At 69.3% G+C, this 19,377-nt stretch carries 20 protein-coding genes; 14 read left to right on the top strand and 6 right to left on the bottom strand.

The annotated features are described in order from the left end of the window. Nucleotides 1-119: 119 nt before the first annotated feature. The 4 genes from N803_RS03595 (at nucleotide 120) to ctlX (ending at nucleotide 3,422) form a co-directional block, all read left to right on the top strand. Nucleotides 120-773: a SatD family protein gene (locus N803_RS03595; RefSeq protein ID WP_035902786.1), complete on the top strand. Its 654-nt coding sequence runs from the start codon at nucleotides 120-122 to the stop codon at nucleotides 771-773. Continuing rightward, nucleotides 770-1,534: a hypothetical protein gene (locus tag N803_RS03600; RefSeq protein ID WP_035902788.1), complete on the top strand. Its 765-nt coding sequence runs from the start codon at nucleotides 770-772 to the stop codon at nucleotides 1,532-1,534. The genes N803_RS03595 and N803_RS03600 overlap by 4 nt, the downstream gene beginning before the upstream one ends. Before the next feature lie 67 nt (nucleotides 1,535-1,601). Continuing rightward, on the top strand, nucleotides 1,602-2,351 hold the full coding sequence (locus tag N803_RS03605) for a hypothetical protein (protein ID WP_035902790.1): 750 nt from the start codon (nucleotides 1,602-1,604) through the stop codon (nucleotides 2,349-2,351). Nucleotides 2,352-2,399: 48 nt separating this feature from the next. Next, the gene (gene ctlX / locus N803_RS03610; protein ID WP_035902792.1) at nucleotides 2,400-3,422 is read left to right on the top strand and encodes a citrulline utilization hydrolase CtlX; all 1,023 of its coding nucleotides are present in this window, start codon (nucleotides 2,400-2,402) and stop codon (nucleotides 3,420-3,422) included. 189 nt (nucleotides 3,423-3,611) lie between these two features. Here the strand turns inward: ctlX and glnA are convergent, their stop codons facing one another. Next, nucleotides 3,612-5,036: a type I glutamate--ammonia ligase gene (glnA, locus tag N803_RS03615; protein WP_035902793.1), complete on the bottom strand. Its 1,425-nt coding sequence runs from the start codon at nucleotides 5,034-5,036 to the stop codon at nucleotides 3,612-3,614. A gap of 169 nt (nucleotides 5,037-5,205) precedes the next feature. Here glnA and N803_RS03620 point away from each other — a divergent pair, with 169 nt between their 5' ends. Further along, nucleotides 5,206-5,622 (top strand): RDD family protein, encoded by a 417-nt coding sequence (locus tag N803_RS03620; protein ID WP_035902794.1) that lies wholly within the window; start codon nucleotides 5,206-5,208, stop codon nucleotides 5,620-5,622. 21 nt (nucleotides 5,623-5,643) lie between these two features. Here the strand turns inward: N803_RS03620 and N803_RS03625 are convergent, their stop codons facing one another. From N803_RS03625 to lipA, 3 genes are all read right to left on the bottom strand, one after another. Next, complete coding sequence (locus N803_RS03625) at nucleotides 5,644-6,300, bottom strand: LysE family translocator (RefSeq protein ID WP_035902796.1); 657 nt, start codon at nucleotides 6,298-6,300, stop codon at nucleotides 5,644-5,646. A 62-nt stretch (nucleotides 6,301-6,362) separates the two neighbouring features. Then, on the bottom strand, nucleotides 6,363-7,094 hold the full coding sequence (locus N803_RS03630; protein WP_035902798.1) for a DUF4191 family protein: 732 nt from the start codon (nucleotides 7,092-7,094) through the stop codon (nucleotides 6,363-6,365). Nucleotides 7,095-7,151: 57 nt separating this feature from the next. Continuing rightward, entirely contained in the window at nucleotides 7,152-8,186 is a 1,035-nt protein-coding gene (lipA, locus tag N803_RS03635) for a lipoyl synthase (RefSeq protein ID WP_035902799.1), read from the bottom strand. A gap of 88 nt (nucleotides 8,187-8,274) precedes the next feature. Between lipA and N803_RS03640 the strand changes: the two genes are divergently transcribed. Further along, on the top strand, nucleotides 8,275-8,541 hold the full coding sequence (locus tag N803_RS03640; RefSeq protein ID WP_035902801.1) for a hypothetical protein: 267 nt from the start codon (nucleotides 8,275-8,277) through the stop codon (nucleotides 8,539-8,541). Between the two features lie 30 nt (nucleotides 8,542-8,571). Here N803_RS03640 and lipB read toward each other — a convergent pair whose 3' ends face one another. Next, nucleotides 8,572-9,204 carry a lipoyl(octanoyl) transferase LipB gene (gene lipB / locus N803_RS03645; RefSeq protein ID WP_035902802.1) on the bottom strand — a complete coding sequence of 211 codons (633 nt, stop codon included), beginning with the start codon at nucleotides 9,202-9,204 and terminating at the stop codon, nucleotides 8,572-8,574. Nucleotides 9,205-9,311: 107 nt separating this feature from the next. Here lipB and N803_RS03650 point away from each other — a divergent pair, with 107 nt between their 5' ends. The 3 genes from N803_RS03650 to N803_RS03660 are packed head-to-tail and all read left to right on the top strand — an operon-like array spanning nucleotide 9,312 to nucleotide 13,260. After that, nucleotides 9,312-11,555 (top strand): MMPL family transporter, encoded by a 2,244-nt coding sequence (locus N803_RS03650; RefSeq protein ID WP_052111727.1) that lies wholly within the window; start codon nucleotides 9,312-9,314, stop codon nucleotides 11,553-11,555. Between the two features lie 21 nt (nucleotides 11,556-11,576). After that, the gene (locus tag N803_RS03655) at nucleotides 11,577-12,635 is read left to right on the top strand and encodes a Gfo/Idh/MocA family protein (protein ID WP_035902803.1); all 1,059 of its coding nucleotides are present in this window, start codon (nucleotides 11,577-11,579) and stop codon (nucleotides 12,633-12,635) included. Nucleotide 12,636: 1 nt separating this feature from the next. Then, on the top strand, nucleotides 12,637-13,260 hold the full coding sequence (locus tag N803_RS03660) for a DinB family protein (RefSeq protein ID WP_052111728.1): 624 nt from the start codon (nucleotides 12,637-12,639) through the stop codon (nucleotides 13,258-13,260). A gap of 28 nt (nucleotides 13,261-13,288) precedes the next feature. On the opposite strand, the gene N803_RS03665 is transcribed toward N803_RS03660, so the two are convergent. Beyond that, nucleotides 13,289-14,020, bottom strand: a complete 732-nt coding sequence (locus tag N803_RS03665) for a Type 1 glutamine amidotransferase-like domain-containing protein (RefSeq protein ID WP_035902804.1) — start codon at nucleotides 14,018-14,020, stop codon at nucleotides 13,289-13,291. Between the two features lie 182 nt (nucleotides 14,021-14,202). On the opposite strand from N803_RS03665, the gene N803_RS03670 reads away from it, so the two are divergent. From N803_RS03670 to N803_RS03690, 5 genes are all read left to right on the top strand, one after another. Further along, nucleotides 14,203-15,093 (top strand): ABC transporter ATP-binding protein, encoded by an 891-nt coding sequence (locus tag N803_RS03670; protein WP_052111855.1) that lies wholly within the window; start codon nucleotides 14,203-14,205, stop codon nucleotides 15,091-15,093. Continuing rightward, complete coding sequence (locus N803_RS03675; RefSeq protein ID WP_052111730.1) at nucleotides 15,090-15,890, top strand: ABC transporter permease; 801 nt, start codon at nucleotides 15,090-15,092, stop codon at nucleotides 15,888-15,890. The genes N803_RS03670 and N803_RS03675 overlap by 4 nt, the downstream gene beginning before the upstream one ends. Nucleotides 15,891-15,928: 38 nt before the next feature. After that, nucleotides 15,929-17,026 carry a sensor histidine kinase gene (locus tag N803_RS03680; protein WP_035903290.1) on the top strand — a complete coding sequence of 366 codons (1,098 nt, stop codon included), beginning with the start codon at nucleotides 15,929-15,931 and terminating at the stop codon, nucleotides 17,024-17,026. Next, nucleotides 17,023-17,628: a response regulator transcription factor gene (locus tag N803_RS03685; protein ID WP_035902806.1), complete on the top strand. Its 606-nt coding sequence runs from the start codon at nucleotides 17,023-17,025 to the stop codon at nucleotides 17,626-17,628. The genes N803_RS03680 and N803_RS03685 overlap by 4 nt, the downstream gene beginning before the upstream one ends. Nucleotides 17,629-17,694: 66 nt before the next feature. After that, nucleotides 17,695-19,368 (top strand): serine/threonine-protein kinase, encoded by a 1,674-nt coding sequence (locus N803_RS03690; RefSeq protein ID WP_035902809.1) that lies wholly within the window; start codon nucleotides 17,695-17,697, stop codon nucleotides 19,366-19,368. The last annotated feature ends 9 nt before the right edge of the window (nucleotides 19,369-19,377 follow it).

A 19,377-nucleotide genomic window follows, 5' to 3' on the forward strand; every position in this document is an offset into this window, starting at 1 on the left:
TGCGTTCGCTGGCAGACTCGCGGGTCGGATTGATCCGTATGTGGATGAAGGTCATGCCTGAAGAATTTCAAAATTAAGAGAAAGGCTTAAGTTCGGAGTAATCAAGGTATGCTGTTGCCATGCCTGCGTCGAGGAAGGCCCATGTCGTGCTCATCGGCGATCTCGTCGCGTCGCGCGCGAGCAAGAACCGCCGGGCACTGCACCGCGCCCTCGAGCAGGCGCTCTCCACGGCCAACGCAGCCATTGACCACGTCGAGCCGCTCGAGATCACGGCCGGCGACGAATTCCAGGGAGTCTTCGAGCATCTGGGTGAGGCGCTCGACGCGGCACTGCGGGTTCGCCTGGAGTTGCTTCCGCTGGCCGACACCCGGCACGGTGTGGGCCGGGGGAGCACCACGACTCTTGACCCCGTGCGCGGCATCAAGGACGGTCCGGCCTGGTGGGCGGCACGCGACGCCATCGTGGAAGCCGAGCGAGCGGCTGGGCGCGCAGCGCTGGGACACGTGCGGACGGCATACCGGGTGGCTGAGGGTGAGCCGGACGACACCGGGACCACCGCGGCAGTGAACGCCGCGCTGCTCTGTCAGGACCACCTGCTTGGCTCGTTGTCGGAGAGATCGCTACGACTGGTGAGAGGACTGCTGGACGGGATGACGCAACGAGAGCTCGCGGCGGCTGAGGGCATCACTGCTTCCGCTGTCTCACAACGGGTTCGGGCCGACGGGCTTGCCGTCATCGTGCAGAGCGCCCAGCTGCTCAGGGACCTGCCATGACGTGGCTCGCGATCTGGCTCCTGGGCGTCGGCGTGACCGACCTGCTCCGCGCCGTCGACGATTCGCGGGTGCGCCGTGCCGCGGTCCCCGTGGGCGCCGTCGTGGTCGTGGGCGTCGGTCTGCTTGCCGGCCTGACGGGCACAGCGGACCTCGTGACGCTCATCGCATCGACTGTTCCCCTCGCGGCATGGGCGGCACTCTCCGAGCGCTCCCTCGTGCGCGGAGGCGGTCACGTCGAGGCGCTGCTGACCCTGGGTGTGACGGCCGTCGTCCTCGTTGCCGCGTCGGGGCTGGCTTCGCCTCCGGGTGGGGTCCTCGCCGACTGGCTCGCGTGGGCCGACCTGCCGTTCGGTGAGGTGTCGGTCGACCGGGTCCTGCTCGTTGTGGGATTCGTCGTCGCCAACCTCGCCACGGGCAATGTCATCGTCCGACTCGTCCTGGTCAGCGTCGGGGCGCTCCGCCCTTCGTCGCGCGCGCCCCGGGCCCTCGAGACGCAACCCTCCGACAAGCTGCGCGGCGGCCGGCTCCTCGGACCGATGGAGCGCATCTTCATCCTCGGCCTGGGACTCGCGGGACAGATCACGGCCGCCAGCATCGTGATCGCGGCCAAGGGCCTGATCCGTTTCCCCGAGCTTCAGTCCGCCCGCGACGACGACACGAGCATCAAGGGCGATGGCATCGACGAGGTGACGGAGTACTTCCTGGTCGGCAGCTTCGTCAGCTGGCTGGTCGCATTGGGTTCCCTCGCCCTGACCCACTGACGGCCCACCTCGTGCATGCTGGTGGACAGGCCGCGTTGCAGGCCCGGCCCCAGCCGAGGAGGATTTCGTGGGATTTCTCGACAAGCTGCTCGGGCGCGAGCCGCGCCAGCAGGCACCGGCGCCCGGTGCCGGAGGAGGGTCCTGGACGGCCCCGTCCCAGGGGAGCCAGTTCCGTGCGGGCGGCCCGACAAGCGGTGTGGCGTCTGGCTCCTCGGCCGCGGCGACGGCGGAGGACGACCGTGCCGTCGCCCGCTACCGCTACCTGCTGCGGACCGCACCTCCGGACTCGCTCGAGCAGGTGCACGCCGAGGCCTTTGCCCGGTTGACTCCCGAACAGCGGCAACAGGTACTCACCGAACTCTCGGCGAACGCACCGGCCGGTGAGGTGCCGGCCAGTGCATCCGCCCAGGACCTTGCCCGCGCCGCGACCCGAGCCGAGATGCGTCAGCCCGGCACCCTCGAGCGGGCCTTCGGCCGCACGGGCTTCGGCGGAGTGGGCATGGGCGGCACCATGATGGGTTCGATGATGGGGACCATTGCGGGCGTCGTCGTCGGGTCCGCCATCGCGAATGCCCTGTTCGACGGATACGACTCCTCACCCGAGGCGGCCGAGGCAGGTGACTCCGGCGCGGACGTCGGTGCCGATGCAGGCGGCGACGTCTCAGGTGACGCTGGGGCCGGTTCGGACGCCGGGGGCGAAGACTTCGGTGGCGAGGTCGGAGGCTCGGATTTCGGCGGCTCGGACGTGGGCGGCAGCGACTTCGGAGGCGACTTTGGAGGTGGCGATTTCGGTGGGGGAGACTTCGGCGGCTCCTGAGGTGCACCACGGTTCGAGTCGGCGGCCTCGATGGTCTAGATTCCGTCCGTGAGTGCACAGGCCCCCCACGCTGTCATCCTGATCCGCGCCGAGCGGTTTCTGCCCAACCCCGCCACCGCGGCCGACAACGCCTTCCAGCGCGACGTCCCGGACGGACAGTCCGACAACGCCGTGTCGACGACGGCCCTGGCCGAGATGGACGCCCTCGCGGACGCCCTCCGCGCGGCTGGAGTGAGGGTGCACGTCTTCGCCGACGAGGACCACACCCGCCCCGACAGCGTCTTCCCCAACAACTGGCTGTCCACCCATGCGGGTGGTTATGTCGCGGTCTATCCGATGTACGCCTCCAACCGGCGGCACGAGCGCCGCACGGACGTCCTCGAGATGCTCAAGTCGGAGTACCGCGTGCAGACGATCGTGGACTACTCCGGCCTCGAGCCCGACGGCATCTTCCTCGAGGGCACCGGAGCGATGGTGCTCGACCACGTCTCGCGAGTCGCTTACACCGCACGCAGCCACCGCGCCGACATCGCGGTGCTCGAGCGCTTCTGCACGGACTTCAACTACGAGCCGATGGCCTTCGACGCGGTCGACTCCGACGGCGTGCCGGTGTATCACACCAACGTCATCGCCTGCATCGGCACCGACGTCGCGATGATCGCGCTCGACATGATCCCCGACGAGGTGCGTCGCGAGCAGGTGCGTGAGCGGCTGTCGGTCAACGGCCGACGCATCGTGGAACTGTCCGAGGACCAGATCCGCGAGTTCGCCGGCAACGCCGTCGAGCTGTGCGGCCGCACGGCCGACGGCAAGCGCCGATACATCATGGCGATGTCGGCGCGGGCTCGCCGCAGCCTGCGTCCCGAGCAGGTGGCTGCTATCGAGGAGTCCTGCGAGATCGTCGCGGTCGACATCCCGACGATCGAACTGGCCGGAGGGTCCGTGCGCTGCATGATCGCCGGCGTCCACCTCGACCGTCGTCGCGTGGCCGAACCCGAGCCGAACGACACCGTCGAGGCCATCGACGAGAACGCCGGGACCATCGACGGCCAGGACCTCGTCGACGCCTGAGCCGACCACCCGGCATACCCAAAAGCAATCGAGAGTAGAGAACACGCCGTCCGCGAATTTCGCGAACGGCGTGTTCTCTACTCTCGACCGGATCTTCGATCAGATGTCACTGCGTCTTTTGTTCGACATCTGGCACCTCGAACTACGGCAGGTGCCTCCTTCGTCGGCCCCTACCGCCGCTCTCGCTGCTCAGATGTCGAAGTACATCTCGAACTCGTGCGGGTGCGGGCGGAAGCGGATCGGGTCGACCTCGTTCTTGCGCTTCCACTCGATCCAGGTCTCGATGAGGTCCTTCGTGAAGACGTCACCCTCGAGCAGGAACTCGTGGTCCGCCTCCAGCGCCTCGAGCACGGCCGGGAGCGAACCCGGGACCTGCTCGATGGCGTCGTGCTCCTCCGGCGGGAGCTCGTAGAGGTCCTTGTCCACCGGCTCCGGGGGCTCGATGCGGTTCTTGATGCCGTCGAGGCCGGCCATGAGCTGGGCGGCGAACGCGAGGTACGGGTTCGACGACGGGTCCGGGATGCGGAACTCGATGCGCTTGGCCTTCGGCGAGTCACCCGCGATCGGGATGCGGACGCAGGCCGAGCGGTTGCGGGCCGAGTAGACGAGGTTGACCGGTGCCTCGTAGCCCGGGACGAGGCGGTGGTAGGAGTTCACCGTCGGGTTGGTGAACGCGAGGACCGCGGGGGCGTGCTTGAGGAGGCCACCGATGTACCAGCGCGCGATGTCCGACAGGCCGCCATAGCCGCGCTCGTCGTAGAACAGCGGCTCGCCGTCCTTCCAGAGCGACTGGTGCGTGTGCATGCCCGAGCCGTTGTCACCGAAGAGCGGCTTCGGCATGAACGTCGCGGTCTTGCCGTAGCCCCACACCGTGTTCTTGACGACGTACTTGAACTTCATCATGTCGTCGCCCGACGCGAGGAGCGTGTCGAAGCGGTAGTTGATCTCCTGCTGACCGGCGGTGCCGACCTCGTGGTGGCTGCGCTCGACCTTGATGCCGACCTTGTCCAGGTTGAGGCAGATGTTGTCGCGAACGTCGGCGAAGTGGTCGACCGGCGGGACGGGGAAGTAGCCGCCCTTGTAGCGGGTCTTGTAACCCTTGTTGCCGCCCTCCTCCTCGCGACCGGTGTTCCACGCGGCCTCGACGGAGTCGAGGTAGTAGTAGGAGGCGTTGGCCTTCGTCTCGAAGCGCACGTCGTCGAAGACGTAGAACTCGGCCTCGGCGCCGAAGTAGGCGGTGTCGGCGATGCCCGTCGACTTGAGGTAGGCCTCGGCCTTCGCGGCGATGTTGCGCGGGTCGCGGCTGTAGGGCTCGTCGGTGAACGGGTCGACGATCGAGAAGTTCATGATGAGCGTCTTGTGCTCACGGAACGGGTCGAGGTAGGCCGTCGTCGGGTCCGGGATGAGCTTCATGTCGGACTCGTGGATCGCCTGGAAGCCGCGGATCGAGGAACCGTCGAACGCCTGGCCGTTCGTGAAGAAGTCCTCGTCGACGGTCTCGGCGGGCACGTTGAAGTGCTGCATCACACCGGGCAGGTCGCAGAATCGAATGTCGACGAACTTGACGTCCTCGTCCTTGATGAACGACAGGACCTCGTCAGCAGAGCTGAACACGTGGCCTCCTAGCCAATGGGGGAGTGCGGGCGGTGCCCGGGCATGGTCGTCACCTTAGGAGGGCGGAGTTTCCCGACCATGACCCGAATGTTTCACCGGTGTTACACCCTGCCAGAGGTCGCAGCGACCCGTCCGAAGCGTCCGCCGTGAGACCGAATACAGTCGTTTCGTGACGATCGAAGAACCGCAGGCGTATGCCGGTCAGCACCTTGGCATGCCGGCCGCCGGTCCCGCGTCCATGGCTCCGTTGTGGCGGCGCGCCGTCGGTCTCCTCATCGATTGGGTCATCGCGCAGGTGCTCGCCGTGTTCGCCTTCGGTGCCGAACTCGGGCAGGGCGGAGCCGCGGCCTTCGTGCCACTCGCCGTCCTCGCGGTGCTCAACCTGCTCTGCGTCATTCCCTTCGCGGCGACGCCGGGGCACGCCCTGATGAAGCTCCAGGTGCTGCAGGTGCGTCCGGGTTCGTTCCCGCTCCAGGTCGTGATCCGCACGGCCCTGCTCTGCCTCTTCGTCCCGGCGGTGCTCACCGACCGCCACGGCCGTGGCCTCCACGACGCCGCGGCCGGCACGGTCATCGCGCGCCGCTGAGCGCCTCCCCAATCCGGGGTTTCAGAGCGTCCGGGACCCCGTCGCCGCGGTGAAGCCACCGAGGCCGATGTAGGTGAGGCCGATCGCGACCTTGCCCTTGGTCGAGGTCCGGCCCCGACGCTGTGCCCTGGCTGCCATCCGGGTCGAGATCGTCCCGGCCAGCGCGCCGTAGCTCGCGTCGAAGACGAGTCCGATCGCGACGAACACCGCACCCAGGACGACGATCTGACCGGTCATGGAACCGCGCGCTGGGTCGAGGAACTGCGGGAAGAACGCGAGGAAGAAGAGCGCCACCTTCGGGTTGGCGATCCCGACGAGGTAGCCCTGTCGCCAACTCTTCCAGTCGCTCGTGGGTCCCACGACCGCCGTCGGCACCGGTGTCGCGACAGCGCCACGGCTGCGCAGCACCCCGATCCCGAGCCACACGAGATAGCCGGCACCGACGTAGCGCACCACGGACAGAGCGAGCGCCGACGTGGCCAGGACCGCGGTGAGACCGAGTGCGGTGGCGACGACGAACGTCGCCGTCGCAGACTCGACGCCGAGAGCAGACATGACGCCGACGCGGCGACCCCCAGCAGCGCCCCGGGCCACGAGGAAGAGCATGGCGGGGCCGGGGAAGAGGATGAGGAGCAGCGACGCGAAGGCGAACGCGGCCAGAGTGGGGGCGGACGGCATACGCGAAAGGTAGACCCGAGCACCCACGGAAGGCGACGGGATATCGCCAGGTGAGCCGAGGCCTACTTGCCGCGCATGGCCTTGCGGTCGACGCGGGCGCGGGTCGGGTCCATGCCGGCGGGGACGCCGGTGCGCAGGCCGCCGAGGGACTTGAGGCGCTTGTTGACGACCGACGTCTCGTCCTTGGTGAGGACCGGGCGCATCCGGGTCAGCTTGGAACTGATCTTGCTGACCTTGACCTCGTCGTCGGCGTCACCGACGACCCACAGGTGCACGGGGACGCCGGGCGCGACGCGGTTGATCTTCTTCTCCTCGGCCTTGAGGAGCTTGAGGGCGCGCTGCTTGGGACCCTCACCGATGAGCACGACGCCGGGGCGCCCGAGCGCACGGAACACCATGGCCGACCCGGACAGATCGCTCGGCTTGGACGCGCGGTTTGCGTCGACGGCGACCGGCTCCGTCGACGCGTACCAACCGCGGCGACCCATGCTCTGCAGGGCAGCGCCGGCTGCACCGGCCTGGCCCTCGAGCATGCCGTACATCGCCTTGTTGCCACGACGGTTCATGACGAACACAGCGGCAAGCAGTGCGGCGGGAATCGCGATGAGGATGAGATACCAGCGCCAGAGGCCGCCGAGGGCGAAACCGATCCCGACGATGACCGCGAAGGTCACGAGTGCCGCCGCGAGCATGATCCACCCGATCTTCGGGTCGAGCTGCTTGATGGCGCGGTAGCCCTGACGGATCTCGGCGAACCGTCCGGGCTTCTTCTCTTCGGTGGTCTCTTTGGCCACGGGGTGCGTGCTCCTGCGTCGGTTCAGTGCGCGAGGTCTCGCGCGGGTGCTAGGGGTTCAGGATACGGCGCGTTCGGTGGCTCCGGCACGGGCGACCAACGAGGCGGCCTCCTGGCGGGCGGGGTCACTGGCGGCCTGGGCCAGGTGGGACAGGTGCTCGGGAATCGGCCGGCCCCACTTCGTCATCGCGGTGGCCCACAGGCGTCCGGCCCGGTAGGACGAGCGCACCAGCGGCCCGGCCATGACGCCCTTGAAGCCCATCTCCTCGGCGACCGTGCTCCAGTGGACGAACTCCTCGGGCTTGACCCACCGGTCGATGGGGTGGTGCAGCTTCGAGGGGCGGAGGTACTGCGTGATCGTGAGGATGTCGCAGCCCGCGTCGTGGAGGTCGGCGATGGCCTGCTCGACCTCGTGGTCCTCCTCGCCCATGCCGAGGATGAGGTTGGACTTCGTGACGAGCTCGGCGTCGCGGGCCATGGAGAGGACCTTGAGCGACTTCTCGTAGGTGAACGCGGGACGGATCTGGCGGAAGATCCGCGGGACCGTCTCGAGGTTGTGCGCGAAGACCTCGGGGCGCGCGTCAAAGACCTGGCCGACGAGCTCGGGCTTGGCTCCGAAGTCGGGCGGGAGGATCTCGACACCCGTGTTGGGGTTGAGGGCGTGGATCTGGCGGATCGTCTCGGCGTAGAGGCCGGCGGCACCGTCGGGCTGGTCGTCACGGGCCACACCCGTGACGGTCGAGTAGCGCAGGCCCATCTGCTGCACGGACTCGGCGACGCGGCGGGGCTCGTCGAGGTCCAGAGCGGTCGGGCGACCGGTGGCGATGTCGCAGAAGTCGCAGCGTCGGGTGCAGACGTCACCACCGATGAGGAAGGTCGCCTCCTTGTCCTCCCAGCACTCGAAGATGTTGGGACAACTGGCTTCCTGGCAGACCGTGTGGAGTCCTTCGCGCTTCACCATGGAGTGGAGCTGGGTGTACTCCGGGCCCATCCTGGCGGTGGTGCGGATCCACTCCGGCTTGCGCTCGATCGGGGTCTCGGCGTTGCGTGCCTCGACGCGGAGCAGGCGGCGTCCTTCGGGTGCGACAGTCACACGACCCAGAGTACGCCCGGGCGTGTCGAACCCCACATTCGGTGCGGACGGGCGGGAACCCATGGGCGCGGGCCGACGTCTGAGCAGCATGAACCGATACGCCATTCTCTGTGTCGTTGGTCTGCTCACCGCCTGCGGGACGGCGACCTCCGCCGCTGACGGAGGCGGTACCGAGACGAAAACGGCTTCCTCGCTGGTCGCCGAGATCGACTGCGGGTCGGTCACCCTTGGTCAGGGAGACGGCGACATCGACTCGAGCGCGGACCGCTACGCCGGGGACAAGCTCACCCGGGTCTCGTGTGGCCGGGTCACCGCACTGCCGGACCCGCTCAGGTGCGATCCGATCGAGGGGTGAGCGGACGGCATACGCCGTCGTGGTCGGAACTCAGCCGAGGACGTCGGTGAGGTGCTTCTCGGCGTAGGGGAGGAGGTCCTGGACGGTGACGGTGCGTCCGGCCTCGCGGCTGATCGACGAGACGCCCGCGTCCTCGATGCCGCACGCGATGATGTTGTCGGCCCACGACAGGTCCGCGTCGCAGTTGAGGGCGAAGCCGTGCATCGTCGTCCGCTTGCTCACGCGGACGCCGATCGCGCCGAGCTTGCGGTCGGGGCCGCGGTCGTCGGCGAGGACCCACACGCCACTGCGTCCCTCGACGCGGACCGTCTCGACGCCGAACTCGCGCGTCATCCGCATCATCGCCTCCTCGAGTCGGCGGACGTGCGCGACGACGTCGATCGGGACCTCGGGGAGGCGGCAGATCGGGTAGCCGACGAGCTGGCCCGGGCCGTGCCACGTGATGAGGCCGCCGCGGTCGACGTCGACGACGGGGGTGCCGTCGAAGGGCCGCTGCTCGGGCTGGGTGCGCTTGCCCGCGGTGTAGACGGCCGCGTGCTCGAGGAGAAGGGTCGTGTCCGGCTCGTCGCCCGCGGCGACGGCCGCGTGCACCTCACGTTGGCGCGCCCAGCCGTCCTCGTAGTCGACGAAGTCCGGCGCGAAACCCAGGTGCTCGAAACGCATACGGACACGGTATGCCGTCCGCCCACCACGCGTCTCACGTCCCCATCCGGGACCGGCACTTCGCGCAGTGGTCCGGGCTCGGTGTGCTCGCGAATAGGGTGAGCCGTGTGAGCGAGCAACGCGTTGCCTCTGGCCCCGGTCGACCGCGCCTCGTGCTGCTCGCAGCGCTGGCGATCATCGTCGCGTGGCTGGCCGTTGGATCCGTGGGCGGACCCGCGACGGGGCGGCTGTCCGAGGTGCAGAAGAACGACAACGCGTCGTTCCTGCCCGCCGACGCCGAGTCGACGTCGGTGCTCGAATCGGTGGCGCGGTTCAGCGATGAGGAAGAGGTCCCGCTGATCGTCGTCGTCGAGCGCAGCGACGGTGAGGAACTGGACCTCCGCGCGGGCGCCGCTCTGCTCAAGCTGGCCGAGGACCTGCCGTCGCTGCCTCTGGGCGAGTCCGGCGAGACGTTGGGGGACTACGTCGTCGACGGCGCCCGCATCGGGCCTGTGCCGAGTGAGGACCGTAAGGCCGCGCTCATCGTCATCCCGCTCAAGGAAGCGGCCGTTTCGGCTGTCGTCGACGGCGAGGCGCCGGTGGTCGCGGCGGCCGATGCGGTCCGGACCAAGGCGCGGATCGACCTCGCCGCCACCGGTCTCGGGCTGACGTCGAGCGTTGGCGGGCCGGGCGGACTCATCGCCGACTTCTCCGCCGCGTTCGCCGGGATCGACGGGGTGCTGCTCCTCGTTGCGCTCTGTGTCGTGCTCGTCATCCTGCTCGTCGTCTATCGCAGCCCCGTGCTGCCGCTCGCGGTCCTCATGAGTGCGGTGTTCGGGTTGTGCCTCGCCGTCCTCGTCATCCGGCCACTCGCCGAGAACGGCACGATCGAGCTGTCGGGGCAGTCGCAGGGGATCATGTTCATCCTCGTGGTGGGCGCGGCGACCGACTATGCCCTGCTGCTCGTCAGTCGGTTCCGGGAGGAGCTGCACGAGCACGAGAGCACGTGGGTCGCGCTCAAGCGCGCGTGGCGGGGTGCCGTCGAGCCCATCGTGGCCTCGGGCGCGACGGTGATCCTCGGCCTGCTCTGCCTCCTGCTCGCGGACCTGCGCAACACCTCCGGCCTCGGCCCTGTTGGTGCTCTGGGCATCGCCGGTGCGCTGCTCGCGTCGCTGACCTTCTTGCCGGCCGTGCTGCTCGTCTTCGGGCGAAAGGCGTTCTGGCCGTTCGCTCCTCGCGTCGACCACCACCACGCCGAGGATGCGGTGGGGACGCGTTCGCTGTGGGGTCGCGTGTCCGGTTTGGTGGGGCGCCACCCGAGGCGCACCTGGGTGGCCGCGCTCGTCGTCCTGCTGGCTGCCGCCGCGTTCGCGCCGTCGTTCAAGGCCGAGGGTGTGACCATCAAGGACACGTTCCTCACGGCCACCGACTCCGTGGACGCTCAGGAGGCCATCCAGCGGCACTTCGCTGCCGGCTCCGGCAGCCCGGTGCAGGTCATCGTGCCGGCCGAGCAGGCCGAGGCGGCGCGCACCGTCGTCGAGGCCGACTCGGGGATCGAGAGCGCGTGGGTCGGACTGACACCGCCCGTGCCCGGTCAGCCCACGCCAACCGCCGAGCCAGTCGACGGACTCCAGCTCGTCCAGGGCACCACGACCGGGGCGGCCGACAGCCAGGAGGCGGAGGACACGGTCCGACGGTTGCGTGCCTCGCTCGACCCCGTGAGTAGGGACGCCGTCGTCGGTGGTCAGGCAGCGATCAACCTCGACGTCCTCGACGCGAGCGGCAGGGACCTGCGCGTCATCGTGCCGGCGATCCTCGTGGTCATCTTCCTCGTCCTCTGTCTCCTGTTGCGCTCGATCCTCGCGCCGCTGCTGCTCGTCGTCGCCAACGTCATCTCGTTCGCCGCGACCATCGGTGTCGCCCAACTCGTCTTCGACCACATCCTCGGCTTCGGGGGGAGCGACCCGGCGATTCCCCTCTACGGCTTCGTCTTCCTGGTGGCGCTCGGCATCGACTACTCGATCTTCCTCATGACCCGGGTGCGTGAGGAGTCGGTGCGGCGCGGCACACGACCGGGCATCCTCGTCGGACTGGCGGTCACGGGTGGTGTCATCACGAGTGCCGGAATCGTCCTCGCCGCGACGTTCTCCGCGCTGACGGTCCTGCCGCTCGTCTTCCTCGTCCAGGTCGCGTTCATCGTCGCGTTCGGTGTCCTGCTCGACACGTTCGTCGTGCGCAGCTTGCTCGTACCGGCACTGTCCTACGACATCGGGCCGAAGGTCTGGTGGCCCGCGCGCCTGGCGGGTGACCGGCGCGCGGCCCCGGGCGCCGCCCCTGATGAGCGGCGAACGTCGGAGCCCAGCGGCGTCTGACCCGCGCACTATGGTCGACTCATGGTGAGAGTCGGACTGGCGGGGTATGCATCGGCCGGGCGTGGCATCCACGCGCCCCTCATCCGGGAAGCCGGGCTGGAGCTCGTAGCGGTTGCCACGTCGAACCCGGAGCGTCGCGCCGAGGTGGCGCAGGACTTCCCCGATGCCCTCGTCGTCGATGACCTGGACGCGCTCCTCGCCGTCGAAGGGCTCGACGTCGTCGTGCTCGCCACGCCGAGCGGCAGCCACCTGGAGCACGCCCTCACAGTCATCGAGGCCGGCATACCGTGTGTGGTCGACAAGCCGCTCGCCGTCACGGCGGACGACGCTCTGGAGGTGGTCGACGCCGCCGAGCGGGCCGGCGTTCCACTCACGGTGTTCCACAACCGGCGCTACGACCCGTCGCACACCACCCTCGCCACCGTCGTTGCGAATCGCCTTGCGGGAGAACCGTTCCGGTGCGAGCTGCGGTGGGAGCGGTGGCGCCCCGTGCCCAAGGACAGGTGGCGCGAGAACGCCCCTGCGGAGAAGGGTGGAGGAATGATGCTCGACCTCCACTCCCACCTCATCGATTCGGCGGTACAGCTTTTCGGCCCGGTCGTCACGGTGTTCGCGACCGTTGACTCGCGCACCACTCCTGCGGAGGACGACGCCTTCCTCGTATGCCGTCACGAGAGTGGCGTCGTCAGTCACCTCGGTGCGACGTCCGTCTCGGGAGCGGCCGGACCGCGGATCCGCCTCCTTGCCCGCGACGGGGCCTACGTCCAGAACGAGTTCGAGGGGGAGCCGAACGTCTACCCCGACCTTGCCGACCTTGACGGCGACCACTGCGGCTGGATCCTGCGGTCGACCGACCGTGAGGCCGTTCCGACGACGCCCGCCGACCAGGCCGACTTCTACCGGGCCGTGGGTGCGGCTCTCTCAGCGCCGGATCCGCAGGCGGCCATGCCGGTCGACCCGCACGACGCGGTCCACACCATCGCCGTCATCGATGCCGCACGCACGAGCGCCGAGGGCGAGCGTGTCGTGGAGGTCATGACGCCCGGCGCGCGTCCCGGTCACAGCCCCGAGGAGGCCTGACATGACCGACATCCAGCAGCCGGACGATCGGCACAGCAACGATCCGAAGGCCGTCCTCCACCGCTACCTCACACGCTCTCGCGACGCCGTGCTCTGGAAGCTCGACGGCCTGTCGGAGCACGACGTGCGACGGCCCCTGACGCCGACGGGGACGAACCTCCTTGGCATCATCAAGCACCTCGCCGGCGTCGAGGCCGGCTACTTCGGGGACTGCCTCGGGCGACCGGTTCCGGACATGCCTGCGTGGTACTCCGAGATGATGGCCGACACCCTCGAGGACAACGGCGACATGTGGGCGAGGGAGGACGAGACGCGCGAGGAGATCCTCGATCTCTACGCCCGCGTCACGGCCCATGCCGACGCGGTCATCGAGGAGCTCGCCCTGGAGGACACCGGCACCGTCGAGTGGTGGGGTGACGCCGGCACGGCCGTGACGCTGCAGTGGTTCCTCGTGCACATGATCGCTGAGACGAACCGGCACGGCGGCCACGTCGACATCGTGCGCGAGCTCATCGATGGCGCCGCCGGGATGCGGCCCGACGCGAGCAACCTGCCCTCGAATGACGTCGCGTATTGGGAGACGCACCAGCAACGGGTTCAGGCCGCCGCCGACCACTTCGCCTGAGAAGGGTCTCGACGGGGCCCGGGCTGACTCAGGGGTTGGTGAGGCGGCGCGGCTCGAGGCGCTCCTCGATCGCAGTGTCGCCGTCGCGCGTGACCACGTAGGCGCCCTTGCCGTCGCGTTCGGAGACCGCCTCGACGAGTTCGGTGCCGTGGTAGACGAGTCCGACTCCGTCGTCGGTGCAGTGCGTCTCGCCCAGGGTGCCGTCCGCCACGAGCTGGTGCACCAGTGGGCGGCGACGCTCCTCCGAGTCGTAGTGCACCCCGTTGCCGTAGGGCAGGAAGCCCAGACCGTTGGTCACCGCGCGCAGCTCGAGGCCGAACGAGTCGGTCGTGCCACCGGTGTACCAGCAGATCGATCCGGCGGACACTCCGGAGAGGACGACGCCCGCCTCCCATGCCGACCGCATTGCCGACCCGAGGTCGTGGACCTGCCACACCGCGAGGAGGTTGGCGACGGAACCACCCTGGACCCAGATGACGTCCTGCTCGACTAGATGGCCCGGCACGTCCTCGAGGTTCGGCATGGGGAACAGATCGAGCGTCGTGATGTCGAAGCCCGCGACTCGACCGGCCTGGTGCACGTGGTCGTTGAAGTAGCGCTGGTCACCCATAGCGGTTCCGACGAAGGTGACCTTCGGTCGCCCGGTGGCACCGGACAGCTCGACGGCGTGGTGGACGAGGGCGTCGAACTCGAGGAACGTTCGGTTGGAGGGGCGGTAGCCACCCGAGGTAGCGAGGATCGTGGGCTGGTCGGCAGGCATGAGTTCGACCCTAGACGGACGCGGAAGGCGAGGCGAATGACAAACGCGCACACCGGCATACGCGAAGTTGGTCGGCGCACCGAAGGTGCAACGGGACGGGGTCGGCGCCCTGACAAATGTCATCGGCCCTTCGTGACAACCGTGTGAGGGACGGGAGCCGGTCCACGGACACGCTGGGTGACATGACAACAACGACAGCGGTCAGCCTGCGGGACGTGACCAAGAACTTCGGGGACGTCGAGGCGGTGCGCGGCATCGACCTCGACATCGAGCCCGGTGAGGTCGTGGCCTTCCTCGGCCCGAACGGCGCCGGCAAGACGACGACGATCGACATGCTCCTGGGCCTGTCCCAGCCGACGAGCGGGGCCGTCGAGGTCATGGGGCTGAGTCCTCGGGACGCCATCGCGCGTGGCCTCGTCTCGGCCGTCATGCAAACCGGGGGGCTGCTCAAGGACCTCACGGTGCGGGAGACCGTCGCCTACGTCGGCAGCCTTTTCGCCACCACCGAGTCGGTCGACGAGGTCCTGGCCCGCGCCGGCATCACCCAGCTCGCCGGGCGCAAGGTCGGCAAGTGCTCGGGCGGCGAGCAGCAGCGGCTCCGGTTCGCTCTGGCGCTCCTGCCCGACCCGGCGCTGCTCCTCCTCGACGAACCGACGACGGGGATGGACGTCGAGGGGCGGCGGGCGTTCTGGGGAGAGATCCGTGAGGACGCCTCGCGTGGGCGCACCGTGCTCTTCGCGACGCACTACCTCGAGGAGGCCGATCAGTACGCCGACCGGATCATCCTCGTCAGCAACGGACGGGTCGTCGCCGACGGCACCGGGTCGCAGGTCAAGGCCCTCGCGAGCGGCCGGACCGTTCGCGCGACGTGGGCCGGTGCCGACGTCGAGCGCCTCACCGCGCTCGGCGGCGTCGACTCCGTTGAGGTGCGCGGCGACACCGTCCACGTCCACGCCAAGGACACCGATGCGGTCGCGCGATTCCTCCTCGGAGAGACCGACGCCCGCGACCTCGAGATCACCGCACGCGGCCTCGAAGAGGCCTTCCTCAACCTGACTGGAGTCCAGCAATGAGCACGCTGACGAGCACCGTGACGAGCCCGACCGACGTGACAGGGCGCGCCGTCGCGCGGTGGGGCGGCTTCACACCGACGATGCTCGGCATCGAGTTGCGCCGCATGCTGCGCAACCGCCGCACCATCATCTTCACCCTCGTCTTCCCGGCCGCGATGTTCTTCGCGTTCGGTGGGCAGGACGGTTGGGACGAGAAGGTCGGTCAGGGCAACGTTGCGGCCTACATCCTCGTGTCGATGGCGCTCTACGGAGCGGCGATGACGGCGGCGGCCGGTGGCGCGATGGTTGCCGTCGAACGCAGCCTGGGCTGGTCCCGGACTCTGCGGCTCACGCCCCTCAACCCGGCCGTCTACATCCTCACCAAGGCACTCGTCGCGCTGACGATGGGCACGATCGCCGTGACCGTCGTCAACATCGCCGACATCATCCAGGGCAAGCCGCACATGCCGGTCGGAACGTGGATCGCGTGCGCGGTGCTCACCGTGGTGTGCACGCTGGTCTTCGCGGCGCTCGGTGTGTTCGTCGGCTACCTCGTGCCCGGTGAGAATGCCATGCAGGTGCTCGGTCCCGGACTCGCGCTGATGAGCTTCCTCGGCAACGTCTTCATCCCGATCACCGAGGGCACGACGATGTGGCACATCGCCTCTCTCACACCGATGTTCGGTGTTGCCGAGATCGCCCGGTCGTCGCTCACGCACGAGCTGCCCTGGTATGCCGTGGTCAATGCCGTCGTCTGGCTCGCCCTCTTCGTCGGCGGGGCTGCGTGGTGGATGAGCCGGGACACGGCTCGCGTGTGACCGCCGGCGCGACAGCGGTGGACGGCACAATGACGACCATGGCTTCGACCACCACCCCCCAGCGGCACCTCGGCCGCTGGGGGCCGGTGTTCGCCGCGATCTGGCTCGTGTTCCTCATCGACCCGGTCCGTGAGGCGTGGCGGCTGCGCGACACGGCGCGGGGCGACGTCGGGCTGGTCGCCACCATCGTCTTCGCCGCGGTCTACCTGTTCGTCTGGATCCGCCTGCGCTCCAGGAGGGCGCGACTCGTGGCGCGGCCCGGCTGGGCCGAGGCCGTGGGATGGCTCGCCGTGATGGGCGTTCTCGCGGTGACGATGGTGTGGGCCCTCGGCCAGAGCGGGACCGCGAGTGCGGTCTACTGCGCCGTCGCTGCGGTGATCCTGCCCTTCCCGTATGCCGGTGTGCTCGTTGTCGGGATCGCCGGACTTCTCGTCCTGTTGGGTGAGGTGCGGTCGGGGTGGGACTCCGAGGTGGGGACCGCCTTCGGCGTCATCGCCGGCGCGATGGCCGTCTTCGGCATCCAACAGATGATGCTGCGCAACATCGAGCTCATCCGGGCCCACGACGAGAACGCGGAGCTCGCGGTCGAGAACGAGCGCACCCGCTTCGCCCGCGACCTGCACGACATCCTCGGGCACTCGTTGACGGTCATCACCGTGAAGGCCGAATTGGCCCAGCGGCTTCTGGACGTCGATCCCTCTCGGGCCCGAACGGAGCTGGCCGACCTCGAACGACTCTCCCGGGACGCGCTCGCCGATGTGCGCCGGGCGGTCGAGGGCTACCGAGACGTGAGTCTCCCTGCCGAGTTGGCGCGGGCGCGGGCCGCCCTGGCGGCTGCGGAGATCCGGGCGGACCTGCCGAACTCGACCGACGACGTTCCGAGCGAGAAGCGTGAGCTGTTCGCCTGGGCAGTGCGCGAGGGCGTCACGAATGTGTTGCGGCACAGCGGTGCTCGCCGTTGCTCGGTGGTCCTCACGCCGACGTCGGTCGAGGTTCGGGACGACGGTCGGGGCAGTGCGGAGGCGGTTCGGGGCTCAGGTCTCACCGGACTGCAGGAGCGCGCCTCGCTGGTCGGCGGCACCGTCGTGACGCGCACCCTCTCACCGGGGTACTCGCTCCAGGTGGTCGTCCCGTGATCCGCCTCCTGCTCGCCGATGACCAGGCCCTCGTCCGGGGAGCGCTGTCGGCACTGTTGTCACTCGAGTCGGACCTGGAGGTCGTTGCGGAGGTGGGTTCGGGCGACGCCGTGCTCGAGGCCGTCCGCCAGCACCGACCCGACGTCGTCCTCATGGATGTCGAGATGCCCGGGCTCGACGGCATCTCCGCGACCGAGCAGGTGCGCGCGGCCTTCCCGGGGACACGGGTACTCATCGTGACCACCTTCGGGCGACCGGGATTCCTGCGTCGCGCGATGCAGGCCGGCGCGTCAGGGTTCGTGGTCAAGGACACTCCCGCTGCACAGCTCGCGGATGCCGTGCGGCGCGTCCACGAGGGGCTCCGCGTCGTCGATCCTGTCCTCGCGACCGACAGTCTGGTCGCGGGGGAGTCGCCGCTGACCCCACGTGAGACGGAAGTCCTGCGTGCTGCTCGCGATGGCTCGTCCGTGGCGGGGATCGCGTCCCGGCTCTTCCTGTCCGAGGGGACGGTGCGCAACCACCTGTCGGCCGCGATCGGCAAGACGCAGGCCGCGAACCGGGCCGAGGCAGTGCTCACCGCGGAGAGCAACGGCTGGCTGTAGGTCGGCTCGCCAGGCCCCTGTGGATAACTCTGCGGCCGTTTTCGCGATCTCGGCGAGAGTGGGCGCATGGAGACTTCCGACAAGCCTTCGGAGACCGGGTATGCCGGCCGCCACCGGATCGTGGCGCACCGGGCTCCCAGCGTGCCCGGCTACGACCTCGTCGAGCCGATCGGGCAGGGTGGCTCGGGTGCGGTGTGGTCTGCCAGCGGCGTCGCGGGCGCGGACGTCGCGATCAAGATCGTGTCCGCCCTCGATGCCGAGGACGCTCTCGTCGAACTGGCAGTGCTCGGGGGGATCACCGACCCGCATCTCGTGAGGCTCCATGACGCGATCGCGTTGCCCTCTGGTCAGGTTGCGCTCGTGCTCGACCGTTTGCGTGGAGGGAGCCTCGGCTCCGTCGTGGTCGCGCGCGGGCACCTGTCCGCAGGCGAGACAGTGACGGTCCTCAGCCCACTGGCGTCCACCCTGGGACGGCTCCACGCGGTGGGCGTCGTCCATGGTGACGTCTCCCCGGGCAACGTGCTGCTCGACCTCGATGGTCGGCCGTTTCTCTCGGATCTCGGAGTGGCACGGATCGCCGGTACTCGGGTCGGCGACCTCCGGGGGACGGACGGATTCGTCGCACCAGAGGTGGCGCTCGGGGGAGAGCCGGGTCCGGCTTCGGACGTCTTCGCATTGGGGGCCCTGGCCTGGTTCACCCTCACGGGTGAGGTGCCGGGGCCGGCGGGGATCCGAGGGTCTCTGGCAGATCTCGTGCCCGGTCTCCCGGAGCGTCTGGTCGACGTCATCGAAGCCATGTTGCGGACCACGACCACGGCGCGCCCCGACGCGGTCGCGGTCGCGACGGAGCTCTTCGAGAGCGCCACCCCGGAGGCGGTGCTCCTGGCCGAAGGCGTCGATGACGTCGGACTCCTGACGCGGCGCATCCGAGCAGCAGCCGGAGCAGCGGGCGTGCCGGCGGCCGGCTCGCCGGAACCGCGGCAGGCCCGGTGGGCGCGATCGGCGGCAGCAAGGCTGGGCAACGGGTCCTCCTCGCTCGTCGGATGGGCTGGAGGGGCCATCCGACGAGCCCGTGCCGTGCTGACGGTGGTGTCGGTCGTGGCCATCGTTGCGGCCCTGGCCGTGGGTGCGGTGGGGTGGATCGCCGGGAGGGACGACGCCCACGCCGCAAGCCGGTCGGAGGAAGCTGCGTGGGGTCCGAGGCCGGGGGAGGGAGCAGCGCCGGGACCGTCCCAGTCCGTGCAGACGCGCCCCCGATCCGTATCGGTGCCGGGACCGTCCCCGTCCGGGCATCGTGCCGATCAGCAGCCGGGAGCGACGACGGCACCCGATCCGCGCACCGTTCGTGACGCCCCTCGGAGCGATCCGCGCGGGTTGGTGACGGCCCTGGCCGAGGCCCGTGCTGCCGCGTGGTCGAGCGGGATCGCCGCGCGGCTCATCGAGGTCGATGCGCCACGATCACCGGCGCTGGCTCGTGACACCGAAGTGCTGGCCGGGGTCCAGAGGGCCAATCAGCGCTATGTGGGGCTGACCTTCACCGTCCGTGAGGCGCAGTTCGTCGGGGAGGCCGCCGGCGTCGCGACCCTGCGCGTCCGCATCGATACCGGCGCCCACACCGTGCGGGGACCGGGAGGCGACGTGAGTCGCCCGGCCGTGGCTGCCGGGCCGGTGTTGCTCGACGTGGTGCGGACGGATTCGGGGTGGCGAGTGCGGGACGTGCGGGCGGACCAAGCGTCCTGACGCGGGCGT

Source organism: Knoellia subterranea KCTC 19937, from assembly GCF_000768685.1.
Taxonomy (GTDB): domain Bacteria; phylum Actinomycetota; class Actinomycetes; order Actinomycetales; family Dermatophilaceae; genus Knoellia; species Knoellia subterranea.

What these genes read in the sequence shown, in the direction of transcription:
- N803_RS03690 (WP_035902809.1), top strand. Translation starts at nt 17,695, where the DNA reads ATGGAGACTTCCGACAAGCCTTCGGAGACCGGGTATGCCGGCCGCCAC.
- N803_RS03660 (WP_052111728.1), top strand. Translation starts at nt 12,637, where the DNA reads ATGACCGACATCCAGCAGCCGGACGATCGGCACAGCAACGATCCGAAG.
- N803_RS03595 (WP_035902786.1), top strand. Translation starts at nt 120, where the DNA reads ATGCCTGCGTCGAGGAAGGCCCATGTCGTGCTCATCGGCGATCTCGTC.
- N803_RS03665 (WP_035902804.1), bottom strand. Translation starts at nt 14,020, where the DNA reads ATGCCTGCCGACCAGCCCACGATCCTCGCTACCTCGGGTGGCTACCGC.
- N803_RS03675 (WP_052111730.1), top strand. Translation starts at nt 15,090, where the DNA reads ATGAGCACGCTGACGAGCACCGTGACGAGCCCGACCGACGTGACAGGG.
- N803_RS03640 (WP_035902801.1), top strand. Translation starts at nt 8,275, where the DNA reads ATGAACCGATACGCCATTCTCTGTGTCGTTGGTCTGCTCACCGCCTGC.
- N803_RS03680 (WP_035903290.1), top strand. Translation starts at nt 15,929, where the DNA reads ATGGCTTCGACCACCACCCCCCAGCGGCACCTCGGCCGCTGGGGGCCG.
- N803_RS03670 (WP_052111855.1), top strand. Translation starts at nt 14,203, where the DNA reads ATGACAACAACGACAGCGGTCAGCCTGCGGGACGTGACCAAGAACTTC.
- N803_RS03625 (WP_035902796.1), bottom strand. Translation starts at nt 6,300, where the DNA reads ATGCCGTCCGCCCCCACTCTGGCCGCGTTCGCCTTCGCGTCGCTGCTC.
- N803_RS03655 (WP_035902803.1), top strand. Translation starts at nt 11,577, where the DNA reads ATGGTGAGAGTCGGACTGGCGGGGTATGCATCGGCCGGGCGTGGCATC.
- lipB (WP_035902802.1), bottom strand. Translation starts at nt 9,204, where the DNA reads ATGCGTTTCGAGCACCTGGGTTTCGCGCCGGACTTCGTCGACTACGAG.
- N803_RS03600 (WP_035902788.1), top strand. Translation starts at nt 770, where the DNA reads ATGACGTGGCTCGCGATCTGGCTCCTGGGCGTCGGCGTGACCGACCTG.